The sequence below is a fragment of the Novacetimonas hansenii JCM 7643 genome (assembly GCF_000964405.1).
GTDB lineage: Bacteria > Pseudomonadota > Alphaproteobacteria > Acetobacterales > Acetobacteraceae > Novacetimonas > Novacetimonas hansenii.
Window position 1 is genome coordinate 1 of record NZ_BANE01000334.1, and the last position, 23,418, is coordinate 23,418.

Annotated in this window: 17 protein-coding genes and 1 tRNA gene; 3 read left to right on the plus strand and 15 right to left on the minus strand. The window is 55.8% G+C overall.

Features of this window, described 5'->3' with window-relative positions:
- Nucleotides 1-297: 297 nt before the first annotated feature.
- Nucleotides 298-942 (plus strand): ubiquinol-cytochrome c reductase iron-sulfur subunit, encoded by a 645-nt coding sequence (gene petA, locus B7G66_RS16135; RefSeq protein WP_040511198.1) that lies wholly within the window; start codon nt 298-300, stop codon nt 940-942.
- Between the two features lie 9 nt (nt 943-951).
- Here the strand turns inward: petA and rfbA are convergent, their stop codons facing one another.
- The 6 genes from rfbA to B7G66_RS16170 all read right to left on the minus strand — a co-directional run bounded on the left by rfbA (nt 952) and on the right by B7G66_RS16170 (nt 9,974).
- On the minus strand, nt 952-1,860 hold the full coding sequence (rfbA, locus tag B7G66_RS16140; RefSeq protein ID WP_040510293.1) for a glucose-1-phosphate thymidylyltransferase RfbA: 909 nt from the start codon (nt 1,858-1,860) through the stop codon (nt 952-954).
- The gene (gene rfbB, locus B7G66_RS16145) at nt 1,857-2,927 is read right to left on the minus strand and encodes a dTDP-glucose 4,6-dehydratase (protein ID WP_003616680.1); all 1,071 of its coding nucleotides are present in this window, start codon (nt 2,925-2,927) and stop codon (nt 1,857-1,859) included. The genes rfbA and rfbB overlap by 4 nt, the downstream gene beginning before the upstream one ends.
- Before the next feature lie 458 nt (nt 2,928-3,385).
- Entirely contained in the window at nt 3,386-4,522 is a 1,137-nt protein-coding gene (locus B7G66_RS16150) for an AGE family epimerase/isomerase (protein WP_003616678.1), read from the minus strand.
- 57 nt (nt 4,523-4,579) lie between these two features.
- On the minus strand, nt 4,580-6,046 hold the full coding sequence (rfaE2, locus tag B7G66_RS16155) for a D-glycero-beta-D-manno-heptose 1-phosphate adenylyltransferase (RefSeq protein ID WP_003616677.1): 1,467 nt from the start codon (nt 6,044-6,046) through the stop codon (nt 4,580-4,582).
- A gap of 493 nt (nt 6,047-6,539) precedes the next feature.
- Nucleotides 6,540-6,616 (minus strand) — tRNA-Arg (locus B7G66_RS16165).
- 58 nt (nt 6,617-6,674) lie between these two features.
- On the minus strand, nt 6,675-9,974 hold the full coding sequence (locus tag B7G66_RS16170; RefSeq protein WP_003616674.1) for an efflux RND transporter permease subunit: 3,300 nt from the start codon (nt 9,972-9,974) through the stop codon (nt 6,675-6,677).
- A gap of 176 nt (nt 9,975-10,150) precedes the next feature.
- Between B7G66_RS16170 and gmk the strand changes: the two genes are divergently transcribed.
- Nucleotides 10,151-10,810 (plus strand): guanylate kinase, encoded by a 660-nt coding sequence (gmk, locus tag B7G66_RS16175; protein ID WP_003616672.1) that lies wholly within the window; start codon nt 10,151-10,153, stop codon nt 10,808-10,810.
- Nucleotides 10,811-10,861: 51 nt separating this feature from the next.
- Nucleotides 10,862-12,385 carry a replicative DNA helicase gene (locus B7G66_RS16180; RefSeq protein WP_003616670.1) on the plus strand — a complete coding sequence of 508 codons (1,524 nt, stop codon included), beginning with the start codon at nt 10,862-10,864 and terminating at the stop codon, nt 12,383-12,385.
- Nucleotides 12,386-12,719: 334 nt separating this feature from the next.
- Here B7G66_RS16180 and B7G66_RS16185 read toward each other — a convergent pair whose 3' ends face one another.
- The 9 genes from B7G66_RS16185 to B7G66_RS16240 all read right to left on the minus strand — a co-directional run bounded on the left by B7G66_RS16185 (nt 12,720) and on the right by B7G66_RS16240 (nt 23,225).
- The gene (locus B7G66_RS16185; protein WP_080545382.1) at nt 12,720-13,433 is read right to left on the minus strand and encodes a Stf0 family sulfotransferase; all 714 of its coding nucleotides are present in this window, start codon (nt 13,431-13,433) and stop codon (nt 12,720-12,722) included.
- A 25-nt stretch (nt 13,434-13,458) separates the two neighbouring features.
- A complete protein-coding gene (locus B7G66_RS16190) occupies nt 13,459-15,798 on the minus strand; it encodes a glycosyltransferase (RefSeq protein WP_141312882.1) in 2,340 nt (779 codons plus the stop codon).
- Nucleotides 15,725-16,873: a class I SAM-dependent methyltransferase gene (locus tag B7G66_RS17625; RefSeq protein ID WP_003616661.1), complete on the minus strand. Its 1,149-nt coding sequence runs from the start codon at nt 16,871-16,873 to the stop codon at nt 15,725-15,727. The genes B7G66_RS16190 and B7G66_RS17625 overlap by 74 nt, the downstream gene beginning before the upstream one ends.
- 9 nt (nt 16,874-16,882) lie before the next feature.
- Entirely contained in the window at nt 16,883-17,296 is a 414-nt protein-coding gene (locus tag B7G66_RS17630; RefSeq protein WP_003616660.1) for a hypothetical protein, read from the minus strand.
- A 423-nt stretch (nt 17,297-17,719) separates the two neighbouring features.
- The gene (gene galE, locus B7G66_RS16210) at nt 17,720-18,703 is read right to left on the minus strand and encodes a UDP-glucose 4-epimerase GalE (RefSeq protein WP_048859401.1); all 984 of its coding nucleotides are present in this window, start codon (nt 18,701-18,703) and stop codon (nt 17,720-17,722) included.
- A gap of 761 nt (nt 18,704-19,464) precedes the next feature.
- Nucleotides 19,465-20,028, minus strand: a complete 564-nt coding sequence (locus B7G66_RS16225; protein WP_048859404.1) for an IMPACT family protein — start codon at nt 20,026-20,028, stop codon at nt 19,465-19,467.
- A 43-nt stretch (nt 20,029-20,071) separates the two neighbouring features.
- Nucleotides 20,072-21,466: a DNA repair protein RadA gene (gene radA, locus B7G66_RS16230; protein WP_003616649.1), complete on the minus strand. Its 1,395-nt coding sequence runs from the start codon at nt 21,464-21,466 to the stop codon at nt 20,072-20,074.
- Between the two features lie 185 nt (nt 21,467-21,651).
- Nucleotides 21,652-22,443 (minus strand): ABC transporter ATP-binding protein, encoded by a 792-nt coding sequence (locus tag B7G66_RS16235; protein ID WP_003616647.1) that lies wholly within the window; start codon nt 22,441-22,443, stop codon nt 21,652-21,654.
- Nucleotides 22,440-23,225 (minus strand): MlaE family ABC transporter permease, encoded by a 786-nt coding sequence (locus tag B7G66_RS16240; protein ID WP_003616645.1) that lies wholly within the window; start codon nt 23,223-23,225, stop codon nt 22,440-22,442. Before B7G66_RS16240 ends, B7G66_RS16235 begins: the two co-directional genes overlap by 4 nt.
- Between the last annotated feature and the right edge of the window lie 193 nt (nt 23,226-23,418).

The window sequence follows — 23,418 nt, forward strand, 5'->3', positions numbered from 1 at the left end:
CCAAAAACTTTTCTTATTTTTTATCAATGAGTTGTTTTCAAATAATCTTTTAGAACTGGCGGAGTCAAGGGCGGAGCCTTTGCCTTGTTTCCATCTTCTGCCAGGCGTGTGATATCCGGGCGCTGCCCGGACCCGGCAGGGATTGCGATCCCTGCACCCTGATCTGTTAAAAGTTATGGTTTCCAAAGGTCTGTGATCTTTGGCGGGTCAAGGGCAGAGTCCTTGCCTTTCCCCTGTCGCCCACCGGTAATGCGATATGCCCTTTCCGTCGCCGCCATCTGCGGATATGAAATCCTCATGACAGACAATACCGACGACAGCGCAACGCCTGCGTCAGGCGGTGGGCGACGTGACTTTCTGGGCATGGTGACAGCCGCGACCGCCATCACCGGTGCGGGTGCGTGCCTGTGGCCGTTCCTGCAAAGTCTGGCGCCGCGTGACAGTGCGGCGGCGCATATGCCGGTCAATGTCGATATCTCGCACCTGCAGGCGGGGCAGCAGATCGTCGTGACATGGCAGGGGCGACCCGTCTTCATTACCCATCGTACACCCCAGGCACTTGCGCGGATGCAGCAGCCCGACCTGGCGCGGCGCCTGCGCGATGAACATTCCACCGACCGGCAGCAGCCCGCCTATGCCACCAACTGGCATCGTTCCCTTGTGCCTGAATATGGGGTTGTAGTGGGGATCTGTACGCATCTGGGCTGCATCCCGGCCTATCGTCCCCTGCCGGAGGGAACGGGGGGGGATGACTGGCCCGGTGGTTATGCCTGTCCCTGCCATGGGTCGATGTTCGATCTTGCAGGGCGTGTATTCAAGGGCGCGCCCGCACCTTACAACCTGCCTGTCCCGCCTTATTCCATGCCGACGCCCACAACCATTCGGATCGGGGCGAATCCTGATGGGCAGGAGTTTGATTTTACGACGATATTGCAGATATAGGACGTGGTTTCAGGGCGCGATGCAAAGTCCCTGCTGTCCATCGGCAATAGCATGCAAAGTGCGTCCCAGTTCGGTCTTGATCATACGCCCCGCCCAGTGGCGGAGTTGCTGTGCATTGATGTATCCCATCCTGAATGCGACTTCCGCAGGGGAGCCGACCAGCATTCCCTGACGTGACTGTATCGTCTGTACGAAGGTGCCGGCCTGCATCAGGCTGTCGGGCATGCCCGCATCCAGCCAGGCACAGCCGCGACCCAGCGGCTCCACCCGCAGCGAATGTTCCTGCAGATAGATTTTGTTCAGGTCGGTGATTTCCAGTTCCCCGCGTGGCGATGGCCGGAGGCGGCGGGCAAATTCACTGACCCGTGCATCATAGAAGTAAAGCCCCGTCACGGCCCAGTTGGAATGGGGGATGGGGGGTTTTTCAACGATATCAACGGCTGTTCCATCCGGGGCAAAGGATACAACGCCATAGCGTTCAGGATCACGTACCTGATAGGCAAAGACCGTGGCCCCATGTTCCTGTTGGGCGGATTTTTGCAGGATCTGCGACAGGTGATCGGCAAAGATCAGGTTATCGCCAAGGATCAGGGCACATGGCGCATTGTTGATCCAGTCTTCGGCAATCACGAAGGCCTGGGCAATCCCATCGGGGGAGGGCTGCTCGCGATAGGAAAAGGAGACGCCATATTGTGATCCATCCCCCAGCAGGCGTTGGAACTGTGGCAGGTCCAGCGGCGTGGAAATGACCATGATGTCACGGATACCCGCAAGCATCAGGGTCGAAAGCGGGTAGTAGATCATGGGTTTGTCATAAACCGGCAGCATCTGTTTGCTTGATGCCAGTGTCATGGGATGCAACCGGGTGCCCGACCCGCCGGCCAGCAGGATGCCCTTCATTGGCTGGGAAATGGTCATGTCACCTCCATGATGGGCGCGCGGCCCAGGCGTTGTCCCGCGTAACGTTGTGCGCGCAGACCCCGCCACCATGCGGCATTGTCCAGGTACCATTGGATCGTTTTACGCAATCCCTGCTCGAAACTGTGCCGTGCCCGCCATCCCAGCATGTTTTCCGCATGGGATGGGTCGATTGCATAACGGAAATCATGTCCCGGCCGGTCCTGTACGTGATGGATCAGGCGTGCATGTGGACCTGTCGGATCGGGATGGAGTTCATCAAGGATGGCGCACAGGGCCTGTACCACCTCCATGTTGGTACGTTCCTGCCGTGCGCCGATGGCATAGGTTTCGCCGGGTCGCCCCTGTTCCACCGCCAGCACCAGGGCCTCGGCATGGTCCTCCACAAACAGCCAGTCGCGGATGTTCTGTCCCGCGCCATAGACCGGCAGGGGTTTGCCCTCCACGGCGTTGATGATCATCAGGGGGATCAGCTTTTCCGGGAAATGCCAGATGCCATAATTATTTGTCGTGTTCGTTACAAATGTCGGCAGGCCATAGGTGTGATGCCATGCCCGTACCATATGGTCCGATGCCGCCTTGCTGGCGGAATAGGGGCTGCGCGGGTCATACGGGGTTGTTTCCGTAAAGGGCGCGTCCTGCGCGCCAAGTGCGCCGAATACTTCGTCGGTGGAGATATGGTGGAAGCGAAAGCGTGCCTGCGCCGCCCGGTCCAGTGCCTGCCAGTAGTGTCGTGCCGCATCCAGCAGGACCGACGTGCCCATCACGTTGGTGCGGACAAAGGTGTCCGGCCCGTCGATGGAGCGGTCTACATGGCTTTCTGCGGCCAGGTGCATGACCGCATCCGGCTGGTAATGTGCAAACAGGCGTGCCATGGCGGCAGGATCGGTAATGTCGTGCCGTTCAGAGCGATAGCGTCGGTTCGTGGCCGAATCCTCCAGTGCTTCACTGCTTGCGGCATAGGTCATGCAGTCCACGTTGATGATTTCATGTGTGGTATGTCGGATGACGTGGCGCACAACCGCCGATCCGATAAAGCCACATCCACCAGTCAGGAGAATTCGCATGTATAATCCTGCATGTATGCATATACTGTTAAAATATTTCTGATAAATATGCTTTCAACTAAGCAGGGAAAGCACGGGGGATATGAATGTTTTTTATCCCGTAATTCATAATATATCGTTACTTTTTAGGGGGCGTTCAAAAACGGCCGATTGATAAAAAGTACGAACATTTAAGGCGTTATCTTATGTTTTTGGAAATATGAAGATATTCAAAGACATTTTGAAGATATTTACCAAAAAACTTTATTATTCCAGCAGGTTACTGGCCGCCCCTCTGCTCAAACAGCCTGCTTGGCGTAGGCACAGATCGGGTCTTCATGCGACCATAATGAAAATATCTGTCTGGATAAGGAATGGTTGGAAAAACAGGTGCTGCAAGACATGCCGCGATCACACAGGCACCTGTGGCAAGGTGCCTGTGTCGCTGCCCTGCAGACTGCCCCGGCCGGAAGGGTCTGTCAGCGTGATGCAAGGAGCTCCATGGCGCCCCCATAGATGTGATACAGCGAACTGGCAGGCATATGGTCGGTCAGGGCCACGCCATGTACATCAAGGCGGTCAATCCATCCCCCCCGCAGGCGCGACGGGGCATAATGTTCGAAGAAAAATGCGCTCTGCCGTTCAATGAAACCAGCGGCCTGCGTGTCCCCCCCCCGTGCGCGCAAGGCCAGGATGCGCAGGAATTCGGTCTGTGGCCAGATGCGGGTAGAGGTTTCAAGTTGCGTACCATTTTCGGTTATCGCGTCGCAAACCACCAGGGTGCGGGTATTTACCCCATATGCCATGGCGGTTTCCGCCAGCCTGTCTTTCGCATCCAGCACCCGGTCAATATTGGGGTCATCGGGGGCAAGGCGGGCAAATTCGCAAAAGAGCCATGACCATTCCAGCAGGTGTCCCGGCTCAACCCGGTTATGTCCCGTCGCCTGCAGGGGGGCCCATGTGCTATCAAGGAATTCGAGCAGCATGCCGGTGCCGGGCAGGATGAAATGATCCAGCGCCAGAGAGGCGACGCGTCGTGCGTGGTCCAGATAGAAACTGTCGCCCGAGACATCAAAAAGCGCCAGATAGGCTTCCAGCAGGTGCATATGCGGGTTCTGCCGGTGGATACTGTCGGCAGGGGGGAGGGTATCGCGATACCCGCCATGTTCCATCAGGAAAATCCGGTCGATTTCCAACGAAGTTTCCCGCGCGACGGCAAGGTACTGACGATCCTGCGATACGTGATAGGCCCAGCCATGGGCCAGCAGGATAAAGGCATGGGCATACAGGTCACGCCGCCTGTCCGCCGGACGCCCATCCGGCCCGAGGGAGAAGATCCACCCCGGCGCATCATCACTGCGCCAGTAACGGCGCTTCACTTCATGCAGGCAGCGCAGGGATCGGGCCGCCGTGTTGCCAAAACCATCAAGTTCCGCGCGGCAGTAGGTGGATACCTGACGTGCCTGTACCATCAGGCGCAATTCCGGCAGGGCAATGGGCTGATGGTCAAAGGTCAGGCGTTCATGGAACAGGGACCGATCAGTATCGAACCCGTTTTCCGACCATAGGGGAAGTGCGCTTTCCGATAGCCAGCGGCGCCACGTATCGTGTGACAATTCAATACCCTTTATCTTATTTATTATTGGGCAGTTTACACAAATGCAGGGCCACACTCATGTCGCGGTGGCGCTTTGGGGCGTGGTGGCCTCGTCTCCCTGCGCCTTTTTGACAAGCGATGAGGTCGAGCGCCCCTGTACGATGTTCACCAGTGCCACACGGCCGCCATGCTGTTTGACGAAATCACCGCCGATCACCTGATCTTCGGTATAATCCGCACCCTTGACCAGTACGTCGGGGCGCAACTCCTGGATAAGGTCAAGGGGAGTGTCCTCATCAAACAGGATCACCAGATCCACATCACGCAGGGCGCCCATGACCGTTGCGCGTGCGATTTCGTCCTGGATCGGGCGACTTTCTCCCTTAAGACGTCTTATGGAACTGTCGGTGTTCAGTGCGACAATCAGCTTGTCACCTTCCTTTGCCGCCGCACGGATCAATTCGATATGGCCGGGGTGGATCAGGTCAAAACAGCCATTGGTAAAGACCACCTGCGCCCCATGGCGGCGCCAGTTGGTGACGATGTGACGGGCCTGTTCGACGGGTACCAAAGCGCCCGCATCATTCATTTCACTATGCAGTTCGGCGCTCAGTTCCGCGCGTGAGACTGTGGCCGTGCCCAGCTTGCTGACGGAAACCGCCGCCGCTGCCGCCGCGATCACGACCGCCGTTTCCATGGATTGCCCCGCGGACAGGGTGCTGGCGATGGTTGCAACGACGGTATCTCCTGCGCCGGAGACATCGCTGACCTCTGAACGGCGACCGGTCACATGCAGGCATTCGCGATCCCGCCGCCACAGGGTCATGCCCTCTTCGGACCGGGTAAGCAGGACATCCCCGCCGAACTGTCGTGATGCGGCCTGTGCGGCCTTTTCTATCTGCTGTTCCGTCACCAGTGGCAGGCCGGTGGCGCGCGTCAGTTCCGACCGGTTGGGCGTGATCAGGTCTGCACCGCGATAGGCCGCGAAGGTGGGGCGCTTGGGGTCCACGATGACGGGAATACCCCTTTTGCGGCCTGCCCGGATCACGGCATCCAGGACTTCATCCGACAGCACGCCCTTGGCGTAATCGGAACAGACCAGCGCGTCGGCTTCCGTCAGCGCATCAAGCGTGGCGGCAATCAGATGTTGGGGGGTCGTGGGGGACAGGGTGCCGACATGTTCTTCATCAATGCGGACGATCTGCTGGCGGCCGCTGATGATGCGTGTCTTGGTAATGGTCGTCCATGCGGGGTCTGTGACGAAATGGCGCAGGTTCACGCCGGGCCAGGGCGCCATGATGTCGCGCAGTGTATCGGCCGTACGATCCTGTCCCACCACGCCGATCAGGTCCACCGTACAGCCCAGTGCGGCCGCATTGGCGGCAACATTGGCCGCGCCGCCGGGAACCGCGACCTGATGGGAATGAAGGAGGACCGGCACGGGGGCTTCGGGCGAAATACGGTTGACCGTGCCGAAGACATATTTGTCCACCAGCAGGTCCCCGATGATGCACAGGCGGCCAAATTTAAAATTCTCAATCATTCCACGTCGCATGTCCATGGATTGGGGAAAGGAAGCAGGTCGTTGTAGCATGGGGGCACCGCAGTGGGTTCCATGTATGTATGACCGCTTATATGGCGTTGCTGGCTATGCGGTATGGGGGGCGCAGTGTTTGTGATGTCATGCATGAATCACAGGCCCCCAACGTGACGGGGCTTTCCCCCGTGCATATTGATGATGCCGTTACGATTCAGGGAAACGGCAGAGCTCATTATTCCTTCAAACCCGCCTGTGGAGATATGCCGCTGTAGCATAGGCCAAAATCACGGGGAAACAATAAGGGCGGCAACGGGGGCCATCATGACGAAACGCATCGCGCGGGCATCTGGCGGCGTGTGTCATGTTCGGGCCGACTGGCGCAGGGCGCTGCGTAACCGGTGACGCCCGGCGTCATCGCAGCCTTGGTGCGGCAATCGAACGGTCGGCATCACATCCATGCCATGGGCATATGAAGCAAGCTGCATTTTAAGGAAAGTGGCGCACCCGAAAGGACTCGAACCTCTAACCCCCAGATTCGTAGTCTGGTGCTCTATCCAGTTGAGCTACGGGTGCGCTGTGAGGCGGCTTTTAACCTGACCTCCTGGGGGCCGCAAGCCCCTTTTTTCATTTTTTACGCCTTGATCGCATTATTTTTTCTGCGCAGCCGCAGGACCATACGCTTGCTCCAGGCCCGCAGCCGGTCGAGATAGATATAGATAACCGGCGTGGTGTAGAGCGTCAGCAACTGGCTCATCGCCAGCCCCCCCACCACGGCAATCCCCAATGGGCGGCGCAGTTCGATGCCGTAGCCATCGCTGATGATCAGCGGGACAGCCCCGAAGGCCGCTGCCAGCGTTGTCATGACGATGGGGCGGAAGCGTTTGACGCAGGCTTCCCGGATGGCTGCTTCCGGCTGCATGCCGCCATCGCGTTCGGCATGCAGGGCGAAATCCACCATCAGGATGGCGTTCTTCTTCACGATCCCCACCAGCAGGATCATGCCGATCATTGCGATCAGGGAGAATTCCTGTCCCGTCAGCCACAGCGCCAGCACCGCCCCCACGGCTGCGGAGGGCAGGGTGGAGAGGATCGTCAGAGGGTGGATGTAGCTTTCATACAGGATGCCAAGCGTGACATACATGGTCATCAGCGCCGCGATGAACACCAGAATTTCATTGACGATGGCCTTCTGGAACTCTGCCGCCTGTCCTGAAAATCCACCCTGGATGGAGGACGGGACACGCAGCTTGACCATGGTCGTGCGGATTTCGTCCGTGGCGTCACTAAGTGCCTTTCCTGGGGCGAGGTTGAAGGAAATCGCGGCGGAGACGAATCCGTCACGGTGCGACACCGTGATCGCGGTGGGATGGCGTTCCAGCCTGGCGACCACCGACAGGGGCACCATCGTTTCGCTGCTTGATGACACGGCGGAACCGTTCGACGCCCCGTTCCCCCCCGCAAGCCTGTTGGCGACGGAGTTGCGGAAGGACTGCTGGCTCAACTGCGTTTCCTTGCTGGCGGTGCCGCTCGGGTCCGTGACGCGCACTGTGTTCGACACTGTCCCGCCACCTGCCGAACCGCCCGCCGTGGACAGGCGAAAGGCGGACAGGATGTCCGGCGTCGTGCGGAACCGGTCTTCCACCTGCATGACGACATGGTAGGTCGTAAGCGAAGTCGAGATGTTGGAGGCCGAGCGCTGCCCGAATGCATCATAGAGCGTGTTGCTGACCAGTTGGGGCGTAATCAGGTAACGGGCGGCCGCGTCGCGTACGATGTTGGCATGCACGGCGGCACCATTGTTCATGACATCGGTCGTGACATCCTTCAGCACCGGATCATCATGCAGCGCCGCCGTCAGGCGCGGCACCCATGTATAGATGTCATCGGCATTGTCGCTGGTCAGGATATAGCGATAGGCCCCTTCCTTCTGCCGCCCACCGCCACCGCTGATGTCGCCTGCGGAAAACATCGACAGGTCCAGTCCCGTCACATCATGCAGGCGGTCATGGATACGGGCGATCATGGCATCGGGGCCGTCACGACGTTGCGTCCGGTCGATCATCTGTGCGAAGGCCTGCCCCTCGATGGTTGAATCCCCGGAAAATGCAAGGACGTCCTGCGTATCCTTGTCTGCCATCATGGCCTGGCTGATCTGGCGGATCTTGCTGGTCATGACGGGAAAGGACGTGGTCTGGTCAGCGCGGAAGAAGCTCATGACCAGGGCAACATCTTCCTTGGGCAGGATTCCCTTGGGCATGATGACCAGAACGCCGATCATCAGGAGGAAACTGGCCGGAAGCGTCAGGGCCGTGATCACATGATGGCGCAATGCCCATTCAAGCGAGCGCCCATAGATCCGCAGCACCATGGCGAACAGGGTTTCGAACCCGTCTGAACAGGCCCGCATGGCGCGTTGCCATAATGGTGCGGTCGCTGGCAGGGGGGCGTCGTGGTTCACCTCCAGCATCAGGCTGCACATCATTGGCGTCAGACTGAGTGACAGGAATAGCGAGACGATGACCGTGATTGCCAGGGTCATGGAAAATTCGAAAAATATCTTCCCCGCCGTGCCCCCCATCAGCAGCAGCGGCAGGAACACCGCGACCAGCGAGATGGTGATCGACAGAACCGTAAAGGAGATCTCGCGCGAGCCCAGCAAGGTGGCTTCCATACGGCCCATGCCTGCTTCCATGTGGCGTGCGATGTTTTCCAGCACGACAATCGCATCATCCACCACAAACCCGGTGGCGATCGTCAGCGCCATCAGCGACAGGATATCGAGCGAAAAGCCGAACAGATACATCACCGCCAGCGTCCCCGCGAGCGAGATGGGCACCGTGATCGCCGGGATCAGGGTAGAGCGGGGCGTACGCAGGAAAAACAGCACCACCAGCACCACGAGCGCCACGGAAATCACCAATGTCCATTGTGTATCCGCCAGCGATGCGCGGATCGTCACCGAACGGTCCATCGCGGGTGTCAGCGTGATACCCTGCGGAAGGGCGGCACGCAGGGTGGGAACGCGTTCCTTGATCTGGTCGATCACATGGATGACGTTTGCCCCTGCCTTTGGCCGCACAATGGCCATGACGGCGGGATGGCCGTTGAAAAAGCCTGCCTTGTGGTCATTTTCCACCCCGTCATGCACCTTGGCTACATCCGACAGGCGCACAGGCCGCCCGTTGCGATAGCCAATGACAAGGTTGCGGTATTGTGCCGCGTCACGCGCCTGATCATTGGTGGCCAGCGTGTAACGGATCGGCCCTTCCTGGATGAATCCCTTGGGCGTGTTGGCATTTGCCGAGGCCAGGGCAGAGCGGATATCCTCGAACCCCAGCCCGTACTTGAACAGTGGAAAGGGATTGATGTCCACGCGTACGGCAGGGGCGGAACTGCCGACGATATCGATCCAGCCCACCCCCTGGATCTGTGACAGCAGTGGCTGCAGGCGCGTCTTGGCGATATCATACAGGTGGGAGACCGGTTGCGTATCCGATGTCAGTGCAAGGATGATGATCGGGTTATCCGACGGGTTCGCCTTCCAGTATTCGGGTGGGGTGCGCAAGGTGGCGGGCATGTCGCCGCGTGCGGCCTGAAGTGCGGCCTCCACGTCATTGGCAGCAGAGTCGATGTTCACTGAATCATTGAATGTCAGCAAGATGAAGGCGGAATCCTGGCTGGAATCCGATTCGATCGTACTGATGCCTGCGATCTGCCCCAATCTGCGTTCCAGCGGCGTTGTGACCGAACTTGCCATCTGTTGCGGAGAGGCACCGGGTTGGGTCGCTTCCACATAAATAATGGGCACAGAGATGTTGGGCAGGTCGCCCACCGGCAGGATGCGATAGGCGAACACCCCCGCCAGCAGCAGCGCAAGCGAAACCAGTGTCGTGGCCACCGGGCGCAGGATGAAGATTCGGCACAGGTTCATGCAACGCCCATTATGGAACTGGAATGATCAGGGGGGCGACCGACCGGCGGACAGCCTGTCCCGCGTCGCATGGGGGTGGGTTTCATATTCGCAGAATACTCTTCGCCTGATAAAACATCGAAAACCCGGCGCCCCGCCGGGGCAGACCATGGACCACCAAGCAAGGATTCAAGCCAATGACCACGACGCGCGCGCCTGTGCCTTCATCCTGTCCCCCGGTGTCGCGTCGTGGGGTCTGCCTTGTCATTTCCGCCCCATCGGGGGCGGGGAAATCTACCATCGCCAATGCGTTGCGTGCATCAGAACCCCAATTGCTGCATTCCGTGTCCGTCACCACCCGCCAGCCCCGTCCGGGGGAGACGGATGGCGTCCATTATCACTTTCGCACCATGGAACGTTTCACGCAAATGGCCGAAGCGGGTGAACTTCTGGAATGGGCGACAGTGTTTGGCCGGGGCTATGGCACGCCGCGTGCGCCGGTGGAGCAGGCCCTGGCGGAGGGACGCGACATGGTGTTCGACATCGACTGGCAGGGGCATCGCCAGATCCGCAAGGCGTTGCCCGATGACGTGATCGGCCTGTTCGTGCTGCCACCTTCCATCAAGGAGCTGGAGCGCAGGTTGCATGGCCGCGGTTCTGACGAGAAGGAGGAGATCGAACGTCGCATGCAGGCGGCCCGGGACGAAATTTCGCACTGGAACGAGTTCGACCATGTGATCGTCAATGCCGACCTGGATACCGCTATCGCGCAGGCGCGTGCCATCCTGATGGCGGCCCGGCTGGAACGCCATCGGCAGTTCGGGCTGGCGGACCTTGTCGCGGGTTTCGGGGTCTGAGGTCATTTTGCCCGTCCGTCCCCCTCCTGCTTTGCCGCGATGTCGGATAGAATGGACCCCGTGAATACGATCAATCCCACCCCCGACGAGTCCCCTGCATCAGGTTCCCTGATCGGGATTTCCCAGCGTACGCCTCCTGCCAACCTCCAGGCAGAACAGGCGTTGCTTGGTGCCATCCTGACGAATAACCGCGCTTATGACCGTGTCTCCGACTTCCTGACAGGTGCCCATTTTGCCAATGAAGTGAATGGTGTTGTCTATGACACCATTTCCCGGCGGATTGAGGCCGGGTTACTGGCCGACCCGGTGACGCTGCGCGCGGAGTTCGAGAATTCCGACGCGCTGGGCGCTGTTGGGGGGACAGGCTATCTGCTGAAGCTGGCGGGCGCGATGGTCGGCATCATCAATGCCGCCGATTATGGTCGTGCCATCCATGACGCGTGGGTGCGCCGTCAGTTGATCGATATTGGCGAGGATGTCGTCAATACCGCATTCGGTTCCACCACCGGCATGACCGGTGTGGACCAGATTGCGGCAGGGGAAGAAGCACTGTTCCGCCTGGCCACAGAAAAGGGGCAGGATGGTGGGTTCCTTGCCTTTGACAAAGCTCTGGCCGAAGCACTTGACGTAGCGCAGCAGGCTTTCAGCCGGGCAGGTGATGTCGTGGGTCTGACTACGGGCCTGCGTGACCTCGACAAGAAGACGGGTGGCCTGCATCCGTCGGACCTGCTGATCCTGGCTGGACGTCCCGCCATGGGCAAGACGGCGCTGGCGACCAAGATCGCATTCAGCGCCGCGCGTGCCCTGATGCGCGAGGTACAGGAAGGTCCGCCGGGTACACAGCCCAAAGGCTCGGTTGCGATTTTCTCACTTGAAATGTCAGCCGAACAGCTTGCTACCCGTATTCTGTCCGAACAGGCCAGCGTGTCGGGCGAGCGCATCCGCCGCGGCGAGATCGGACAGAAAGAGTTCGATCGTTTCGTGCAGGTCAGCCGCGAGTTGTCGCAATTGCCGCTGCATATCGACGATACGCCAGCCATTTCTCTGTCGGCCATGCGTACACGCTGTCGCCGCCTGGCGCGTACCAAGGGGCTGAGCCTGGTGGTGGTTGACTATCTGCAACTGATGCGGCCGTCAGTCGGTACGCGCCCGGAAAGCCGTGTGTTGGAAATCTCCATGATTACGCAGGGGCTCAAGGCGCTGGCAAAGGAACTGTCGGTGCCGGTCATCGCGCTGTCACAGCTGTCGCGCCAAGTCGAAAGCCGTGAGGACAAGCGCCCGATGCTGTCGGATCTGCGTGAATCCGGCTCCATTGAGCAGGACGCCGATGCCGTCATGTTTGTCTATCGCGATCAGTATTACCTGCAGCAGCGTCAGCCCAAGGAGACGTCCTTCGACTCACAGGATAAGTACCAGACTGCGCTTGAGGAATGGCAGCGCAAGATGGACCTTGCCCATAACCGCGCGGAACTGATCCTTGAAAAACAGCGTCATGGCCCGACCGGCACGGTTCATCTGTTCTTCGAAGGTGAGTTCACGCGGTTCGCGGACCTTGATATGGTCCATGACGGTTGATGAGAGATGGATGGAGGCAGGATGACGGTCAGGCTTAATAAGGGTGATCCGCTTCCCATCAGGATTATGAGACAAAACATCATCCCCCGTCATTTCTGGAATAATATTCATTTCCAGATGTGAAATGTTGGGGGATGAATATTCCGTCGTAGCGCCTCATGTTTTATGGAAGGTGCGGGATAATACTTGGAGTCTCAGGACATGCTATTTTGTCTTGAGACTTGATGTAGTTGTGAAACTACAGATGTTTCTATCTGGCAGGCTACATCAGCTATTTTATGAATGTTCATACAGGCATCGGAGTATCCGGATGTCGGAATTCAGGAGGATAATATCATTGAGTGGAATGATAATTTATCGAAAACCACTCTATAAATCTGTTTTCAAGTTCGGTCTTCTTGAGGCTTTCATATGGTTTCAATTTTGGTTCTTCGATCTGTAGTCTGGAGATATCAAACGGCATATCAAGTTTGGTAATGACGTCGGTCACAGATTGTTTTTGTGCCTCAAGGGCATCCTCATAAAAAATTTCAATATAATTTTTAAAGTTTTTCGAGAAACACTTCAGATATTCATCAGATATGGCTATTGCTTTCAGGGCACGATCAATATCCTCCATGGATACGGTGTCTGCTTTTGAGACTTTCATATCCGCATCGTATGAATGGTAGATATTGCTCTTTCGTGCCATGGCAAGACTTATGGCCTGCTTTATCTTGTTTTTTCTGCGGAAGACAATCCAGTATGTATTGTCTCCGAAGAAAATGTCCTTAATTTCTTGGTCTTTACGTGCTTCGCGACTGATGATTGATAACTGTGCGCACATAATTTTGCATGATCTATATCCAGATTTGTTTAGATATAGATTTCTTGTTATCGAAAGCATCTCGTCACGTGTAGAGGAGTCTTTAAGAGTGCTCAATAACTCCCGTGACAGATCCCAGAATTCCTCACCATAAGATTTATGGAATGAGTAAGAAATAAGTTCCGCAAAGAACGTGCTTCCACTCCGCACTTCCGATGCCATAAACAGAAATTTCTCACTCATTCATTAACACTCCAACGAAATAATATTATGAATGCACGACCTTTGAAGACTCTGTTAGCATTGACTGTTTATCAGGTGAGGATGTTGGGACATAATCGTCCAGAATTTTAATCAGGTCACTTACCATAACCTGATCAGTGAAACGATTCACATAATCTTTACGTGCTTGTGTTCCCATTTTTTTGCAGGCGTCAGGGTTGCGTAGGAGATATTCCAGCGTAGATCGCAAGCCTTCCGAATCTCCTGGCTTTATCAGGAAACCGCTTACACCGTCTGTTACAACTTCAGGTCCGCCACCTGCATCGCAACCGATGACAGGTTTGCCGAACATCATCGCTTCAAGAAAAACTAGACCAAAGGATTCATACCGCGAGGGCGCTATGAATACGTCACAATCCCGATAAAACTGTTTCAGTTCATATTCTTCAACACGCCCATGGAAAATAACCCTGTCCCTGATATCCACCGGAAGCTCAAGGGCAAGAAATTCCTCTTTATACGTCATCATGTCTGGCCGAAGGATAGTATCGTCACCAACGATATCCAAGATCGCATTAGGGAAATCATGCAGTATTTCAGGCACAATTTTCAGGAGAACGTCTATACCTTTTCGGGATTCCAGTCGTCCGACGAAAAGCAGACGGAACGCTTCATCATTCCGGTCCGAGGGCGGCATGCCTGCAGCCCAGTCTTCCAGTCCATGAGGCGAATAGTAAACCCGGTTTTGGGGTATTTGGATTTTGTATCTTTTTTCAATGTCACGGACGATTGCGTGGCTGTTCGCATGCAGGAGCGGTGTATGAGAAATAATGAATTTTTCCATTTCCATAATAGGATGGCCATAGGCCCGCATCCATTCGGTATCTATCGCCTTTAATGGCTGGCTGTCGAGCCAGAAGCTCATTGTTGTTTGCAAGGCCACAATCAGCGGGAATGTACTATCAAGGACAAAGGCGATCGGTTCGCAATCCCATAGTGGACAATATACGACGTCTATCTTGCGCTTCTCATTGAGATCGCGGATCTCCTGCAGCATGGTTTGGCTATAATCCCAGATATGCTGGGGGATATTGCAATCTGCGAGAGGTGAGACAAGAGGGGGTTCGTGATGGTTGATTGCAACGCGATGGACCCATACGCCGTCTTCATAATCCACGGCTGGTGCAATGCGCATTTTCGTAAATACATGAACATAATGGCCTAATGCCGCCAGTGACCGTGCGAACTGGGCAATATTACGTGCAATACCGCCATTCTGGCCTGGCGGATAATCCTGCGTTACGAAACATATGACACGTCTGGTGCCGGAAGGATAAAGCCGCGGATACTGTAGAAACTTTGAATGGCACTTCTCAAGCGTTTCTTTGCGCAGATACTTCGCAGGCTGGGTACCTCGTGTCAGGCCATCAACGATAGCCTTATCAGCCTGGGCTAAAAAGCGCTCGACGTCGTCTTTGGTATAAATTCCTTCACTTTCGCCCCATTCTACGGATTTTGTCCAAGATTTAACATCATCAATACCAGCTTGAACTGTATCTGCGACCGTATGATGATACAGGCCATTGCGCATGCCAAAATAGACGCGATTCTTAATCAGGGGATACCAGTTTTTGGTAATCTTTTTCTCATCGCGAAGATGGCTGGGGGCATATTTATGATGCACGAATGCATCGGGTCTTTGTACGATGGTGTAACCTGCATCGTTTATGCGGCAGCACACATCCGTTTCATCGAGAAAATATTCGTACTCTTCGTCAAATCCACCAATTTTCAGAAGAGCCTTGCGACTGAAGGAGCAGTTTGTGCCCAGCAGGTGGGGGACATCCAGACTGAAAGGAAAATTCAGGTGGGGGGTGGGGACATCCCAATCGCTTGCATATGCCCGGCGGTTTGTCGTTACATAGCGTGCCTGAAATTCAATGCCGGTATGGTCGTAAACGAACCCTCCCACCGCGCCAACGCTGTCGTCAGTATAGGATTTGGCCAGATCCGCAAGCCATTCCGGCTCTGGCACGGAATCATCGTCGATAAAGGCGACAACATCGCCATTCGACATGGCGATTCCGATATTGCGCGATATCGACAGATTAAATTCTGGACAATGCTCTATCTTTATTTGTCCTTGCAGGCTTTGCAGATATTCTACGGTTCCGTCCGCCGTGGGGCCAGCAACGACACAAACTTCAAAATGGGGATAAGTCAGGTATTTAAGGCCAGATAATGTGCGCTTGAGATACTCCAAGCGCCCATTGGTGTTGATGACCACTGAAAAGGTAAGGGGCATGGCAGGCTTATGGCTTACGGGCTGTAACCCGGAATTCGAAACACTTTCCGTTTCGTTTTCCTGAATATTCAACTTTGACATCTGAAAATCCAACGTGATTGAGCAGCGCAGAAAAACTATCTACTGTCAGCATATTATAGTGAAAATCATTATCGTATTCCTGGCCGCCGAACAGGACTTCCCGGAAATCATCATAGCTCATTGTACCCGCATTCACGGCTTCAAGCATGGCCCCACCATCTGGTGCGACAGTTACCAGCGTCCCGCCTGTTTCCAGTAGATTGAACCAATGTGGTAAGATGACGGATTTCAGTATATTGCAAGAAAAATGCTCTACAAGGTGTGCAGAGAGTATTTCTTTTATACTGCCGTTCTCGAACGGTATTGAATTCGCATCGCAAACGATATCAATACCAGGTAACTCCCTGCCATCAATGTTTAAATAACCATCAAGAGGGATATGGCCACAACCAACATTGAGCCGTATGCCGTCTGGCTTCATGGCATCAAGTTTTGCCTGATTGATAATTTTGGGGGCAACAGCTGAATGATCTGTCTTGTGTAGTTTCGCCTGAACCTCGTATAGGGTTTCCATGCGCACGAACTCAAGGCGTGAAGATAGTTTTTGTAAATTTTCTTCTAATTCATGATATTTTTTGGAAATATCATTATGTATTTTGGGTATTTCACTGGTTTTGTCTTGCAGGTCTTGCTTCAGTTCAGAAAACACCTTGCTTATAGCGTGAAGGTGCATATTTATCTTCTCAAGGGTCTCGTTATGACCGGTGATTTCGTCTTGAGTTTTTTCTATTTTTCTGGAACTGGCCTGGAAATTCTGCTGCAGTTCAGAAATTGCCTTGCCAAGAGCACGAAGGTTGGCGCTTACTGCTTCCACATTCTGGTCAAAGAAGCCCTGCATTTCAAGCACAGATAGTTTTACACGCCGCTCTACATATGCTTTGTCCGGAAGTTCGGAAATAAAACCCTGTAATGCGGCCTGAATTTCAGAACCGAATTCTGAAAGCTGCTGTTTGCTCTCATGATGTGCTTGTGCAACTGACTCGGCAATCGCGAACTGGATCCTTTTTTCCACCCATTCCCGTATGGGCAGGTTTGGCATGATTTGGGTAGTTTTTTGGAATATTTTTTTCATCATGCCCTCACATTATGCCGTCCAGCGACGGGCACGCATTGGAATAATTACCAGTTCTTCAATTTCTATCATGATACCGGCAGGGACAAATACCCGAATCTGAAGGTTACTGGCTTCCCCGTAAAGCGAAAAAGGAACCGCAACTATACCAGCGACTTTATCGAGTATCTCGCGATGGGGAATATTGAGATGGGCGACTTCGATTTCACCAGGATCGGTTACGACATCAATTGTAATATTCGCCGGTTTCGCTGGACCAACCCGGCGCATATATATTCCAGCGACGTAGTCTCCCGCTTCCAGCGTGATATAAGGACCAAAGCTTAAATGGCCCTCCTGTCCGTCTGCAACGCGGAGGCTGCCTTTCTCGTTACGACCAACTGCATTAGGCAATTCAGAGCCTAGAAACCTTCTATAGCGAGTCATCTTGTGACATTCCTTACATATACGTTTTTCAAGATTATCATCGGGTAGAAAAATGTCTAGTCTCTATATGGGATGTATATTTATTTGGAGTTATTTGCTATGAAAAATAAATTTCATGTAAATAATTAAATTTATAGCGTATGATGATGGAAATTATTGCCATTAACAGACGGCAACATTGTTGCAGATTTGACAAAGGTTATCGCTCTTACGTCGGTGGTGTGTATGAACTGTTCTGGTGGTTGCCTTGCTTGAAGCCTGTATATATGGGGCAGGCGATATCCCACGAACATTTCTGGTGAGGGTCTGGTAAGTATGGACAAATATTCTTGCACTGTAATGCATCATGATCGTAACGTATCGCAAGAAAAAGTCTGTATTTCTGCTTTTGTCGACCCAACACCCAAAATCAGGAGTGTCGTTTTATTTCCTATAACCACCAGGGTTCGCAACTCTCCATTGATAGGCATGCTTGATAAGCGTTTCTATATCGCTATATTTAGGGGACCATCTCACCTCTTTTTTGATTTTCTCTGGATTGGCAATCAGGATCGCGGGATCTCCCTGCCTGCGCTCTCCCACCGACCATGGCACTGGAATACCCGTTACTTTTTCAACGGTGTGTATGAGTTCCAGATTGGAATGGCCTTGTCCTGTGCCTATATTATAGGAAACGCTTTTTTCATTCAGGCTTGTCATGACATCCAGATGTGCGGATGCCAGATCCGTTACATGGATATAGTCACGTATACATGTTCCATCCGGTGTGGGATAGTCATTCCCGAACAATACCAAGGGGGGGCGACGCTTTAACCCGGCATCAATTATCAGGGGTAATAAATGCGTTTCCGGGTTATGATCTTCCCCCAGTCGCCCTAATGGGTCGGCCCCGGCGGCATTGAAGTAGCGCAGGCAGGCACTTTTCAGGCTATGGGCACGATCTGCCCAGTGCAACGCCCTTTCCACTACGAATTTACTCTCTCCGTAGGGAGACGCGGGATCGATGGCACAGTTTTCGTCAATCAGGCTATCATCCATGTTGCTGAACAGCGACGCAGTGGAGGACAGGATGAATCTGGGAATTTCGTGTCGCACACAGGCATCAATTATGACAAATCCACCCAGCCCATTATTGCGCATATATTCAATGGGATTTCGCATGCTGTCGCCAACAAGGGATAGGGCAGCAAAATGTAGCACACCGTCCCACTGTCCATCGGAAAGTACCTTGTTGATCAGTTCGGAATCAAGCACACTTCCTTCGATAAATCGTGCGCCTTTGGGAACGGCGGATCTGTGGCCGGTGCTGAGATCATCAAGAATAACAATTTCATGTCCGGCCTCAAGAAATTCCAGACATACATGACTGCCAACGAAGCCTGCTCCACCGGTTACGAAATAACGCATAAATCAGAATCCATCACTTTACGTTGTTTATATTTACTTTCGGGCAACCTGTGGATTTATCTTGGCCTTATGCCCATATTTACGAGGTGGTCCAGTATCGGGGGCATGGAATCATCAGGCTGTACAAGCAGGTTGTTATGGGATGGTCCTCTGCCTTGAACTGTGCATTCATAATGTTCATCCTGTTTGACAGTGAAGAACCATCCACCCTGTCTGGTATGGCTATCATGGTGCATGTGGGACGACATATATGGGGCAGGCGGTTCACGAAAGTCCCGGTGACCCTGACCGGAATAAGGGAGTCTTTCCCGCATGCCGCTACATAATACAACAGGAAGGCCGAGAAGCCGCGTATATGGAAAGACCTTGGCCATTTCATTCCGATCGCAGATGATTCCGTCGGCGAGAATGATATTCATTAGCCCGTTCCGGTTAGTTACAATACCTAATACATAGTTACGATGAACGCATACGAAAATCTGTTTTTGGAATCAATAGCTACCTGCTGAACGTCAGAAAGAACCGCCATTTTGGCGTGATATATGTTCCGGCCGTTTGCCTGTTGTCCAGCTTCTGATATCTTCATTTCATAATCCGAAATAATTTTCGGATGTGATTGGTCGTGATTAACGTATTTCGTGATATTATGGTATGGAATCATGGTAGATTTATGGTCATGGCACGGAAAAATTTCTGGAAAATGCAATATTTTCTGATTCTGTGATGGCTGTAATCTGGCATATATTTTCCAAACGTGCCGCCTAATCTTCCACTGCCCGGATAACGGCCTGCCCGCGCGTGATGTCGGTGATCCGCGCCCGCGCTTCTTCTTCGCGCACCTGCGGCAGGGTGATGCGCAGGTCCACGCCACCCGCGCCGAATGTTTCCTCATCAATCGTGGCGTCCATCGCCAGAAGGCGCGCGCGGATCAGGGCATGGTCGGAAAAGCCGCAGTGGAACCTCAGCCCCACCATCGGCACGATGGGCCGTGACGGCGCGGTACGCAGACATTCCGCCGCCGTCCCGCCATAGGCCCGGACCAGCCCGCCCGCGCCCAACTTGATGCCCCCGAACCAGCGCGTGACCACGACCACGGTGTGGTCGAAGCCCTGTCCCTCGATCACCTGCAGGATGGGCCGCCCCGCCGTGCCGCCGGGTTCGCCGTCATCATCGCTGCGATAGGCCTGCCCGATGCGATAGGCCCAGCAGTTATGGGTGGCATCGGGATCGCTGACATCGGCGATGAACGCCATCGCCGCCTCGGCCGAGGATACGGGGGCCGCCTGCGCCAGGAACAGGCTTTTTCGGACTTCACGTTCCAGCATCACCTGCTGTGTCAGGATCAGGGATGTCCCGCTCACGCCGGGGTCACTCCCCCTCTGTGGCGAACAGGCTGACCAGATCGCCAAGGTGGCCTATCTCATGCAACTGCATGCCTTCGGGGGCACTGGGACGGCGGTTCCCCCGTGCAATGCGACGCGGCAGGTAGGCGCTCTCGAACCCTAGCTTGTGCGCTTCCTTCAGGCGTGTATCGGCCAGCGAGACCTGACGCACTTCCCCCGACAGGCCGACTTCGCCGAAATACACTGCGCCCGCATGCGTCGGCTGTCCCGTCGCCGCCGAAACCAGCGCCGCCGCCACCGCAAGGTCGGCGGCAGGCTCCATCACCCGCAGTCCGCCTGCAATGTTCAGGTGGACATCCATGGCGTTCAGCTTCATCCCGCAACGTGATTCCAGCACCGCAAGCAGCATGTTCAGCCGCGCCGTCTCCCACCCGACCACGGCGCGACGTGGTGCGCCATCGCCTGCTTTGGGCGACAACAGTGCCTGCACCTCCAGCAGGACGGGCCGCGTGCCCTCCATCCCGGCAAAGACCGCCGATCCCGCGATATGCCCGCGCCGTTCAGCCAGGAACAGGGCGGAAGGGTTGGGCACCTCCACCAATCCCTGATCGGTCATGGCGAAGACACCGATTTCATCTGTCGCACCAAAACGGTTTTTTGCCGCGCGCAGGATGCGGAACTGATGCCCGCGATCGCCCTCGAAATACATCACCGCGTCAACCATATGTTCCAGCACGCGTGGCCCCGCCAGCGCGCCTTCCTTGGTCACATGGCCCACCAGCATCAGGCAGAAACCGCGCTGCTTGGCCAGGCGGATCAGTTCAAAGGCGGAGGAACGGACCTGGCTTACGGTGCCCGGCGCGCTTTCGACCGTTTCCATCCACATCGTCTGGATGGAGTCGATGACCACCAGCGCCACGTCGCGCTCACCTTCCAACGTCGCGGTGATGTCCGCGACGTTGATCGCCGCCGCCAGTTCCAGTCCCGGCGTGTCCAGCCCAAGGCGGCGCGCGCGCAGGCGGATCTGGTCCACCGCTTCCTCGCCAGAGATATACATGACCCTGCGCCCCATCGCGGCCAGTGCGCAGGCCCCCTGAAGCAGCAGGGTCGATTTGCCGATGCCCGGATCACCGCCCACCAGCACGACAGAGGCCGGGACCATACCACCGCCCAGCACGCGGTCGAGTTCGCTGATCCGTGTCTCGATCCGTTCGGGCGGCGGCGTGTCCCCATCCAACCCGACCAGTTCGATGCGTTTGCCCCGGCTGCGGCGGGGGGCGACGGCACCGCCTGCCGTGGGTTCGACCGTTTCCTCCACGATGCTGTTCCATGCGCCGCACGCGTCGCACCGACCCGACCATTTCGGAAAAACCGCGCCACAGGACTGGCATACGAAACGGTTGGCAGGGCGGCGGGCCATCTTGATTCCTCAGCTTGTGAAAAGGCGGCGGATCTGTCGTGCCGGGACTGTCTGAAAAGATCGGGCCGACAATATACTGAAATCATAAAGGTTTTTGGTGAAGCTTTTTGCAAAAAGCTTCAAAGACGCCGCCGTTTTGAAAAAAGGCGGCACCCAAAAACTTTTAACATTTTACAGACAGTCCCTCAGACGCGGACATCCACCTTGATCGGTCCCTCGCGGCGACCATGGGTGAACTGGTCAACAATCGGGTTGCCACTGGCAAGCAGCGATGTCGCCGCCCCCTGCCAGATCAGCTTGCCTTCATACAGCATCGCCGCCTGATCGCCGATCCGCTGGGCGGAGGCCATGTCATGGGTGATCGCAATCGCGGTCGAGCCCAGCTTGCGCACGCAATCGACGATCAGTCCGTCAATCACCGCCCCCATGATGGGATCAAGGCCGGTGGTCGGTTCGTCAAAGAACAGGATTTCCGGCCGTGCCGCGATTGCGCGCGCAAGGCCCACGCGCTTTTGCATTCCGCCTGACAGTTCAGCAGGCGACAACGCGCCAACACCCGGGTCCATGCCCACCTGTTCAAGCAGCTCTCCCGCGCGTTTCTTTGCATCCGCGCGGCTGATTTTATGTTTGTGCTGCCGTCCTGCCGCCATCAGGCCGAACGCCACATTTTCCCATACCGTCAGACTGTCGAACAGGGCGGCATTCTGGAACAGCATGCCGATCTTTTCCATATATGGTTCACGGTGGCGTGGCGACAGTGCGGTGACATCCACGCCGTCGATTTCGATCGTACCTGCATCCGGCGTCACCAGCCCGAGGATACAGCGCAGCAGCACCGACTTGCCGGTGCCGGACCCGCCGATGATGACGAAGGACGTCCCCTCCATCACATCAAGGTCCACCCCGTTGAGCACCACCTTCGGGCCAAAGGATTTGCACAGGCCGCGAATGCGGATTTTCGGTGTCGGTCCGGTCATTGCGAAAAGAACACATCCGTCAGGAGGTAATCAAAGGTCAGCAGCAGGATCGACGCCGCGACAACCGCCGCCGTCGTGGCTGCCCCCACGCCCTCGGCCCCGCCACGGCTGTGATAGCCGTGGTAGCACCCCATCAGCGCGATCAGGAAGCCGAAGATCGCGGCCTTTGCCAGTCCCACGGTCACGTCCATCATCCTGAACGACGCGATGGTGGCGGAGATATAGGCCTGTGGTACGAAGTTGAGCTTCATGACACAGACGATGAAGCCCCCCATGACGCCAAGGATATCGGCGATGATGACCAGGAACGGCAGCGCCAGCGTCCCGGCCAGAAGACGTGGGGTGACAAGGTATTTGATCGGGTTGGTCGAAAGTGTGCTGAGCGCGTCGATCTGGTTGGTCACCCGCATCGTGCCGATTTCCGCCGACATTGCGGCGCCGACGCGCCCCGCCACCATCAACCCCGCCAGCACCGGGCCAAGTTCACGCGTGACGGCCAGGATGACAATGCCTGCGATCGCGCTTTGCGCATGGTACTGCGCAAAACCGGTATAGGATTGCAGTGCGATGACGCCGCCCGAAAACAGCGCCGTCAGCGCGACGACGGGAAGGGAGAAATACCCGATCTCGATCAGTGACCCGCAGAAGGTCCGCCAGTAGAAAGGGGGGCGCACAAGGTGTGAAACCGCCAGCAGCCCGAACAGTGCCACCTGCCCCGCCATGCGGACCATGTCGAGCAGTGTACGGCCGATGCCTGCGATGAAATCGAGGATTTTATCCATGCGCGCGCTCCCGACGGGGCTGCGGCACGGAGCGGGAGAGGAAAGCGGACATCTTCCTGCCGTAGCGCGGGATTGTCATGGCGTCAAAGCCAAACCGCGTGAGCCCCATGGCCCCGACGATGGCCGCGACGGTTGTATCGGGGCCCCGCGCCAAAAAAAAGGCGGCGTCGTGAGACGCCGCCAGAGTTTAGGG